Here is a 9,155-nt window from a genome sequence, read left to right on the forward strand (position 1 = left end):
CGCTTTCTGGCCGGGACCGCCGGACCCGAGAGGATCGTCTCTCTACTCTTCCGACACGACGCGCGCTATGTCAACCACACGATCGTCCTTCCCGAGGTTGATGACACGCACGCCCTGCGTGTTGCGTCCGATGATCGAGATACCCTTGACGGGAAGGCGGATCATGACGCCCTTGCGGGTCATGATCATCACCTCGTCGGTGTCGCTCACGACGCGGACGGCCACCACATCGCCGTTGCGCTTGCTGGCCTTGATCGAGATGACACCCTTGCCCCCGCGCTTGATGACGCGATAGTCGGAGATCTTCGTGCGCTTCCCGTACCCGTTTTCGGTGACGGAGAGCACCGTCCCCTCCTCGCCGACGACGGCAGCCATCCCGATGACCTCGTCGCCTTTCTGGAGCTGGGTCCCGCGCACGCCGCGGGCGGTTCGTCCCATCTCCCGGACGTCGCTCTCGTGGAAGCGGATGGCCTTCCCCTTGCTCTTGGCGAGGAAGATGTCGCAGTTGCCGTCGGTGATGGCCGCGTCGATGAGTTCGTCGCCGTCCGTGACGCCCATCGCGCGGATGCCGCCCTTCCTGGGGTGGCCGAACGCCGAGAGGACCGTCTTCTTCACGGTGCCCTGCCGCGAGGCCATGACGATGTAGTGGTCGTCGTCGAACTCGCGGGCCGTGACGAACGTCGCAATGCACTCGCCGGGGTTGAGCTGGAGGATGTTGACGATCGCCTTGCCTCGTGCCGCCCGTCCCGCCTGCGGGATCTCGTGCACGCGCAGCCAGTGGCACTGCCCGGTCTGGGTGAAGAACAGAATGTAGTCGTGGGTCGAGGCGATGAACATGTGCTCGACGAAGTCGTCGTCCTTCGTCGACATGCCCGTGACGCCCCGTCCGCCGCGGCGCTGCCGGCGGTAGGTTCCGACCGGGAGCCGCTTGATGTAGCCGGTGTGCGTGATCGTGATCGCCATGTCCTCCTCGGCGATCAGGTCCTCGATGGCGAAGTCGGTCGTCGCCTCGATGATCTCGGTCCGGCGCTCGTCGCCGTACGCCTCGACGCCTGCCGTGAGCTCGTCCTTGATGAGAGCGAGGACCTTCCCCCGGCTCTCGAGGATGCCCTTCAGATAGGCGATGAGCTTGATGACCTCCTTGTACTCGTCCTCGATCTTCTTCCGCTGGAGGCCGGTCAGTCGCTGGAGGCGCATGTCGAGGATCGCCTGCGCCTGAACCTCCGAGAGCTTGAAGCGCTTGATGAGCTGCTTCCTGGCCTGGTCGACGTCCTTCGCCTTCTTGATCAGCTGGACGATCTCATCGATGTGGTCGAGCGCCTTCTTGAGTCCCTCGAGGATGTGGGCACGTGCCTCGGCCTTCGCGAGGTCGAACTTCGTCCTTCTGACGACGACGTCCTCGCGATGAGCGATGAACCGCTCGATCATCTGCTTGAGCGTCAGGACCTTCGGCACCCCGTCGTCGAGCGCGAGCAGGATGGCCCCGAAGGTCGTCTGCATCTGCGTGCGCTTGTAGAGCTGGTTGAGGATGACGGCGGCCTGGGCGTCGCGCTTGAGGTCGATGACCACGCGGATGCCGTCGCGGTCTGACTCGTCGCGGATGTCGCGGATGCCTGTGATCTTGCCGGACCGGACGAGGTCGGCGATCGCCTCGATGAGGTTCGCCTTGTTGACCATGAACGGTATCTCGGTGATGACGATGCACTCGGCCCCGTTCTGGTGGACCTCGGCGTTCGCCCGGGCGCGGACAACGATCCGTCCTCGGCCCGTGAGATACGCGTCCCGGATGCCGCTCCTCCCGAAGATGATGCCGCCCGTCGGGAAGTCGGGTCCCGACACGATCTTCAGAAGCTCCTCGTCGGAGGTATCGGGATCGTCGATGACGGTGATGATCCCCTCGACAAGCTCGTTCAGGTTGTGCGGCGGGATGTTCGTCGCCATGCCGACGGCGATGCCGGACGCTCCGTTCATGAGGAGGTTCGGCAGTTTGGCCGGTAGGACGGTCGGCTCCTCCCGCGTCTCGTCGTAGTTCGGGACGAACTCGACCGTGTCCTTCTTTATGTCGTCGAGGAGGTCCTCCGAGATGCGCGTCATCCGCGCCTCGGTGTACCGCTCGGCCGCCGCGGAGTCCCCGTCGATCGAGCCGAAGTTCCCCTGGCCGTCGACGAGCGGATACCTGAGCGAGAAGTCCTGCGCCATCCGGACCATGGCGTCGTAGATGGCGTTCGTGCCGTGCGGGTGGTAGTTGCCGTTGACGTCGCCGGTGATCTTCGCGGACTTCCGGAAGCCCTTGTTGTGGGCGAGACCGAGTTCGTCCATCGCGACGAGAATGCGGCGCTGCACCGGCTTCAGCCCGTCCCGGACGTCCGGCAGAGCGCGCGACACGATCACGCTCATCGCGTAGTCGATGTACGACTTCTTCATCTCGTCTTCGACGACGACCGGCAGGATCTTCTGTGCTTCTGGCATGTGGCTCTATCCGTCCCGTTCCAGATCGTGGTTTCGTTACACGTCGAGGTTCCGCACCTGCTTGGCGTGCGTCTGGATGAACTTGCGTCTCGGCTCGACCGCGTCGCCCATGAGGATGCTGAAGATATGGTCGGCCTCGGCGGCGCTCTCGATGGTCACTTGGAGCATGACGCGGCGTTCGGGATCCATCGTGGTCGACCACAGCTGGTCCGGATTCATCTCACCCAGACCCTTGAACCGCTGGATCGACACCCCGTCCTTGCCGAGCCTCTCGACGACCTTCTTGAGCTCCCTGTCGTCGTAGGCATACTGCTCACTCTTGCCCCTCTTCACGCGGTAGAGCGGCGGCTGCGCGATGTAGAGATGTCCGCCGTCGATGAGCTCGGGCATGAACCGGTAGAAGAACGTGAGAAGGAGCGTCCTGATGTGGGCGCCATCGATGTCGGCGTCCGTCATGATGATCGTCTTGCCGTACCGGAGCTTCGACAGGTCGAGCCCGCCGTTCTCGTCGTCATCGTCCGCGGCGCTCGCACCCACGCCGCCGACGCCCGCACCGAGGGCGGTGATGATGGTCCCGATCTCCTTGTTCTGGAACACCTTGTCGAGTCGCGCCTTGAAGACGTTCAGGACCTTGCCGCGAAGCGGCAGGATGGCCTGGAACCTGCGGTCGCGCCCCATTTTCGCCGAGCCGCCCGCCGAGTCCCCCTCCACGATGTAGAGCTCGCAAAGGTCGGGGTCGGTGATCGAGCAGTCGGCGAGCTTGCCGGGGAGCGACCCGCTCTCGAGGGCCGATTTCCGCCGCGCGAGGTCGCGGGCTTTCCGCGCGGCCGTCCGCGCCTGCGACGCCGAGACCGCCTTCGAGACGATCTTCTTGGCGACCGACGGGGTCTCCTCGAAGAACTCCTGCAGGCCCTCCTGGACGATCGACGAGACGATGCCCTTGATCTCGGAGTTGCCGAGCTTGGTCTTCGTCTGGCCCTCGAACTGCGGCTCCTTGACCTTGACGCTGACGACTGCCGCGATGCCCTCGAGGCAATCGTCTCCGGAGACGTTGCCGCCCTTCCCCAGCAGGTTGTTCTTGTCGCCGTACGAGTTGATCGTCCGCGTCAGCGCCTGCTTGAAACCCGTCAGGTGCGTGCCGCCCTCGATCGTGTTGATGTTGTTCGCGTACGAGTAGATGTTCGCGCGGTAACTGTCGTTGTACTGGAAAGCCACCTCGACGGCCGTCTCGTCACGCTCCCGCTCGAAGTGAACGACCTTCTTGTGAAGCGTCGAGGTGCGCTCGTTGATGAACTTCACGAACTCGCGGAGGCCTCCCTTGAACTTGAACTCCTCCTTCGAGCCGTCCCGCTCGTCGAGAACCTCGATGGCGAGCCCGGCGTTCAGGAAGGCAAGCTCCCGGCAGCGCGAGGCGATCGTCTCGAAGTCGAAGTCGATGTCATCGAAGACCTCCGGGTCGGGGTAGAAGGTCGTCGTCGTCCCGCTCTTCTTCCGCTTCCCGACCTTCTTGACCTTCTGCTCCGGTATGCCGCGCGCGTAGCTCTGGGCGTAGACCGTCCCGTCCCGCGACACCTCCACCTTGCACCACTCGGAGAGGGCGTTGACCACCGAGACGCCGACTCCGTGCAGCCCGCCCGAGACCTTGTAGGTCTGCTTGTCGAACTTCCCGCCGGCATGGAGGACGGTCATGACGACCTCGAGCGCCGACTTCTTCTGGGTGGGGTGCTTGTCGACCGGAATGCCCCGGCCGTTGTCGACGACGGAGACGCTGCCGTCCTTGTGGATCTTGACGACGATCTTGTCGCAGTAGCCCGCCATCGCCTCGTCGATCGAGTTGTCGACGACCTCGTAGACAAGATGATGGAGTCCGCGCCGTCCCGTGTCGCCGATGTACATCGCCGGGCGCTTCCGGACGGCCTCGAGTCCCTTGAGGACCTGGATGTGCTTGGCGTCGTACTCGCCCTTCTTGACGTCGGCGACGCTCTCGAGCGGGAACTCCTCGACGATCTGTTTGTCGAGCGTCCCGGCCTTCTTCGCGGTCGAGGATCTCTTCGTCGGCGCCTTCTTCGACCGGCTCGTGCCGCCGGAGGCCTTCCCCTTCTTCGGGGCGGACTTCTTCTTCGGCGGCTTCTTCGGGGAACCCTTGCCCTTGCCCGCTCGCTTCTTCGAAGCGCCCGCACTGCCGGCCGACTTCTTACCGCCCGGCGGCTTCTTCTTCGCGGACTTCTTCCCCGACGCGCTCTTCGAGGACGACGCGCCCTTCTTCGGGGCCCGCTTCGGCTTCTTCTTGTCCTCGTCCCGCTTCTTTCGCTTTTTGTCTGCCATGTTCTCAGTCTTCTCGCCCGTCCGAATCGGAGGGGTCATGCGATCCCTTTCCTCCAACAACGAACTGCAGTGTCTCGACCGTCCGGCTGCCCAGACGTCTGTTGATCTTCTGTTGTATCGTTCGTCGCATCAGCGACAGCTCCTGCGCCCAGACCGCGCTCGGCACCTCGACGACGAGCCGGCCTCTCTCGATCCGCAGCGCGCGGCTGTGCTCCGCGACCTTCGGTCCGACGATCTCGGGCCACTCGACGACCGCCCGCTGCTCAGCGAGCCTCCCGGCGACACCGAGATCCTCGATGACTCCCTTGAGGATCCTGCTGATCGGCTCGACGCCTCTCATGTCCTCGTCACCTCGCCTCCGCCGACAGCGAACTCCGCGCTCGCCGCCCCCGTCAGGAACCCCGGCGGCGCCGGTCGGGTCGACGTGACGAGCGCCTGTCCGTAGCGACCCACGAGATCGACCAGGCTCCCGCCTCGCCGGTCGTCGAGCTCCGACAGGATGTCGTCCAGGAGCACGACGACTCCGCGACCGTCCTCGTCGAGGACCGCGGCCTCCCCCAGTTTGAGAGCGATGGCGGCGGTCCTGTGCTGCCCCTGCGACCCAAAGGTCCGGAGCGGCCGCCCGCCGACGCGGACCTCGACGTCGTCGCGATGCGGCCCGACGAGCGTGAACCCGCGCCGCCGTTCGTCGGAGGCGGCGCGCGAGAGCGCCTCGTTGAACCGCCGCTTCACGTTCTCGTCGCTGGCGCCGCCCTCCTCGTCCCCCGCCGGGAACGAGCCGCGGTAGACGAGATCGATCCCCTCGTCCTCCGCGATCGCGGCGTGCGCCGCCTTCACCGCCTTCCTGTAGAGCGGGAGGAACCGCAGGCGCGCGCCGACGACCCTGCTTCCGCTCTCAACGAGGCGCTGCGTCCAGACGGCCACGAGGCGATCGCTCTCCTCGTCCGGAGTCCACGCCGAGAGCGCCTCGTTGCGCTGCCTGAGGGCGCGGCGATACTCGACGAGCGCGGAGAGGTAACTCCGGTCGATCTGGCAGAGCGCCACGTCGATGAGGCGTCTGCGCTCGGCCGGTCCGCCCTTCGTGATCCACGTGTCCTCGGGGCAGAACCAGGCGACCCTCAGCGACCCCACGAGCTCGGAGAGTCTGGTGAGCTCGTCGCCGTCAACCGTCGCCTCCTTCCGACCGCCGCGGGCGTACCTGACGACGACGTTGGTCGAACCGTCGCCCGTCTCGACGCGGCCGCCGACACCGAAGCCGGACTCGCCCCAGCGGACGACCTCGCCGTCGTTCGCCCCGCGGAGCGACCGCGCGACGGCCAGGTAGGAGACGGCCTCCAGCAGACTCGTCTTCCCGGAGCCGTTCGGACCATGAAAGAAGTTGAGCCCGTTCTCGAGCTCAAGCTCCAGGGACTCGTAGTTCCGGAAGTTCTCCAGCCTGAGACGGCTGAGCCACACACGCCTCTCTGATGTCACGACGAGAGACGAAGCGGCATGAGAAGACACGTGTAGTCTTCGTCGTCCTCCGCGTCGACGCCGCTGACGACGGCCGCGCCGACGGGACTCCCGAGCATGAACCGAACCTCGTCGGTGTCGATATGCTTGAGGACGTCGAGAAGGTAGTTCGCGTTGTAGCCCACTTCCATCTTGTCGCCGCCGAACGCGGCGGCGACCTCTTCCCGCGCCTCGCCGACGTCAGGGGTCGAGACGACCAGCTCGATCTTCTTCTTGCCGAGCGCCAGCCGCACCTGATGCGTCAGCGCGTCGGCCAGGACCGCGACGCGGCGCACCGCGCTCGCCAGCGTCTCCCGGTCGACGATGAGTTCCTTGTCGTTGTCCTTCGGGATCACCTGCCGGTAGTTCGGGAACGGACCCTCGAGAAGCCGCGAGTTGATCGTGGTCGTCCCGACGAAGAAGGCGACGTGGTTGTCGGCCACCGCCACCTTGACCGTCCCCTCGGTCTCGGAACCAATGATGCGGACCGTGTGCGACAGGGCCTTGGGAGGCACGATCATGCTCTTGCCGGCGAGCTTGCCGAAGTCGCCCTTCGAGGTGAACGTCGCGAGACGATGGCCGTCCGTGGCCGTCATCGTCGTGCCGTCCTTCTCGAACTCCCAGTACGCACCGTTCAGCGACGGCCTCGTCTCGTCCTTTGACGTGCAGAAGCTCACCTTGTCGACCATCCGCGCCACGCGCTCCGAGTCGACGGGGAACGCGTTCCCGGCATCGCTCTTCGGCAGCGTGGGGAACTCCTCGGCGGGGATGCCGACGATCTTGAAGTTCGACTTCCCCGACGTGATCGCGACCTCTTCTCCCTCGGCGCTGACAGAGACCTCTGCGTCCTTGAGCTCGCGCACGATCTCGGAGACCTTCTTCGCCGGGAGCGTCACCGACCCGCCGGTCTCGATCGTCGCCCCGACCGTCGTCGTCACGGTCATGTCGAGGTCGGTCGCCGTCAGCGAGAGCGCCTTCTTCTTCTCGTCGGCCTCGACCAGGAAGTTGCCGAGCACCGGCAGCGTCGTCTTCGGCGAGACGACCGCGAGGACCCTCTGGATCGCCTTCTCAAGATCCTGTCGGCCAATGGAGAACTGCATCGAATACCTCCTGCGCGGGGACAGCCAAAGCCATGCTGTGAGGGAAGGACGGACCACACCGTCGGCGGAGACGTCCCGCCCCCGCCGTCATTATATGGACGCGCGCGAAGCCCTGCAAGCCAAATCGGGCCCATTCTGTAGGGGCATTCCCGGCACTCTCCTCGGACGGTCCGTGCGGCGCGCCGCGGGCGACGATCAGCGGTTCCGTCGCGTGCCGCCTCCCGCTCATCCCAGCATCTCGCCGCGGATCTGATGGCGTTCGGTGAAGAAGAGACGCCGCATCTGCAGCGCGGCGACGAGCGATCCGACACCGGCACCGCACGCGATCATGTACATCACCACGATCTGATAGCGCACCGCCTGCACCGACAGCACGCCCGCGATGATCTGCCCGCTCATCATCCCCGGAAGCTGCACGAGCCCCACGATCATGAGCGAGTTGACCGTCGGTATCAGCGCCGCCCGCATGGCTTCCCGGAGCGGCGCCCTCGACGCGATGGTCGCGGTCGCTCCCAGCGCGAGCGCGGCGTCGACCGTCGTGCGGCGCTGCTTCATCTCGCTTCGGAACCTCGTCGTCGTGAGTGCGACCGCGTTCATCGTCGCCGCGATGACCATCCCGGCGATCGGGACCACGATCTCAGGCGTGTACCACGGCCTCACTCTGATGACGACTCCGACGACGGTCAGCATCGTGACGACGACGCCGGACGTGATGGCTACACCCGCCACACGATAGCGCCCCGGCGCCCCTCTCTCGTCCCTCGCGGCGGCGGTCCGTGTCGCGACGCCCACCATCACCGCGAGCATTGCGACGGTCCAGTACCACTGCGAAAGGTCGAAGACGAACTTGAGGACGTATCCGATCAGCAGGAGCTGAACGAAGGTGCGCACCGTGCCGACGATCACGTCACGGAGCAGACCGAGTCTCTCGATGATCGCGACCGCCGCGAGCGCGCCGACGAGAACGAGGGAGATGATGACGTCGCTCCACGCCAGCTCGAAGTAGCCGTTCACGCGCTCACCTCCTCGTGTTCCTCTTCACTGAACCGCCCCTGTATGAACCGCCGCGTGAGCTCCGAGGACGGCGACTCGAAGAGCTCCGGCACCGGACCGGTCTCGACGCCGCGCCCCTCGACGAGCACCAACGCCCGGTCGCAGACACGACGCGCCTGCTCCATCAGATGGGTGACGAAGACCACCGTCAGCCCCGCCTCGTCCCGGAGCGCACCGACGAGTCCGAGGACTCTCTCCGTCGCGGTCGGGTCGAGCGCCGACGTCGGTTCGTCCATGAGGAAGACCTCGGGCTCGGGCGCGAGCGCCCGAGCAATACTGACGCGCTGCTGCTCGCCCTGCGAGAGCTCGGCGGCGTCCCGCTCGATGAACGACTCGGCCAGCCCGACGAACGCGAGACACTCGGCCACGCGGTCGGCCACCGCGCGCTCGTCGCCGGCCGCCAGCCTGAGACCGTAGGCGACGTTCTGGAAGACCGTTCCGTCGAAGAGCGCGGGGGTCTGAAACACCATGCCGACCCTTCGCCTGAGCTCTGTCGTCTCGATCTCCGTCGTGTCGACGCCGTCCAGGAGCACGCTGCCACCGGCCGGCTCCTCGAGCGCGTTCAGTGCTCGCAGGAGCGTCGTCTTCCCCGAACCGGACGGTCCGATGACGCCGAACACCTCCCCGGCCGGTACGTCGAGATCCACGTCATGGAGCACGGTCGTCTCGACCGACGCGCCGTTCCTCGAGGAACGACGAACGACCACCAGGTTTCGC

At 65.8% G+C, this 9,155-nt stretch carries 7 protein-coding genes; all 7 read right to left on the minus strand.

What is annotated here, in order from left to right; translation table 11 throughout:
• Nucleotides 1–42: 42 nt before the first annotated feature.
• A complete protein-coding gene (gyrA, locus tag GF405_10940) occupies nt 43–2,469 on the minus strand; it encodes a DNA gyrase subunit A (protein MBD3368667.1) in 2,427 nt (808 codons plus the stop codon).
• Nucleotides 2,470–2,505: 36 nt separating this feature from the next.
• Nucleotides 2,506–4,794, minus strand: coding sequence for a DNA topoisomerase (ATP-hydrolyzing) subunit B (gene gyrB, locus GF405_10945; GenBank protein MBD3368668.1), 2,289 nt, complete (start codon nt 4,792–4,794; stop codon nt 2,506–2,508).
• 4 nt (nt 4,795–4,798) lie between these two features.
• Complete coding sequence (locus GF405_10950) at nt 4,799–5,134, minus strand: DUF721 domain-containing protein (protein ID MBD3368669.1); 336 nt, start codon at nt 5,132–5,134, stop codon at nt 4,799–4,801.
• On the minus strand, nt 5,131–6,297 hold the full coding sequence (recF, locus tag GF405_10955; GenBank protein ID MBD3368670.1) for a DNA replication and repair protein RecF: 1,167 nt from the start codon (nt 6,295–6,297) through the stop codon (nt 5,131–5,133). The genes GF405_10950 and recF overlap by 4 nt, the downstream gene beginning before the upstream one ends.
• Nucleotides 6,264–7,385 (minus strand): DNA polymerase III subunit beta, encoded by a 1,122-nt coding sequence (gene dnaN / locus GF405_10960; GenBank protein ID MBD3368671.1) that lies wholly within the window; start codon nt 7,383–7,385, stop codon nt 6,264–6,266. The genes recF and dnaN overlap by 34 nt, the downstream gene beginning before the upstream one ends.
• Before the next feature lie 225 nt (nt 7,386–7,610).
• Nucleotides 7,611–8,399: an iron export ABC transporter permease subunit FetB gene (gene fetB, locus GF405_10965; protein MBD3368672.1), complete on the minus strand. Its 789-nt coding sequence runs from the start codon at nt 8,397–8,399 to the stop codon at nt 7,611–7,613.
• A partial coding sequence (locus GF405_10970; protein ID MBD3368673.1) for an ATP-binding cassette domain-containing protein occupies nt 8,396–9,155 on the minus strand: 760 nt, incomplete at its 5' end. The genes fetB and GF405_10970, both read right to left, overlap by 4 nt.

This window comes from Candidatus Effluviviaceae Genus V sp. (assembly GCA_014728125.1).
Classification (GTDB): domain Bacteria; phylum Joyebacterota; class Joyebacteria; order Joyebacterales; family Joyebacteraceae; genus WJMD01.

Coding starts and splice junctions, on each gene's coding strand:
- gyrA (MBD3368667.1), bottom strand. CDS start 2,469: ATGCCAGAAGCACAGAAGATCCTGCCGGTCGTCGTCGAAGACGAGATG.
- gyrB (MBD3368668.1), bottom strand. CDS start 4,794: ATGGCAGACAAAAAGCGAAAGAAGCGGGACGAGGACAAGAAGAAGCCG.
- dnaN (MBD3368671.1), bottom strand. CDS start 7,385: ATGCAGTTCTCCATTGGCCGACAGGATCTTGAGAAGGCGATCCAGAGG.
- GF405_10950 (MBD3368669.1), bottom strand. CDS start 5,134: ATGAGAGGCGTCGAGCCGATCAGCAGGATCCTCAAGGGAGTCATCGAG.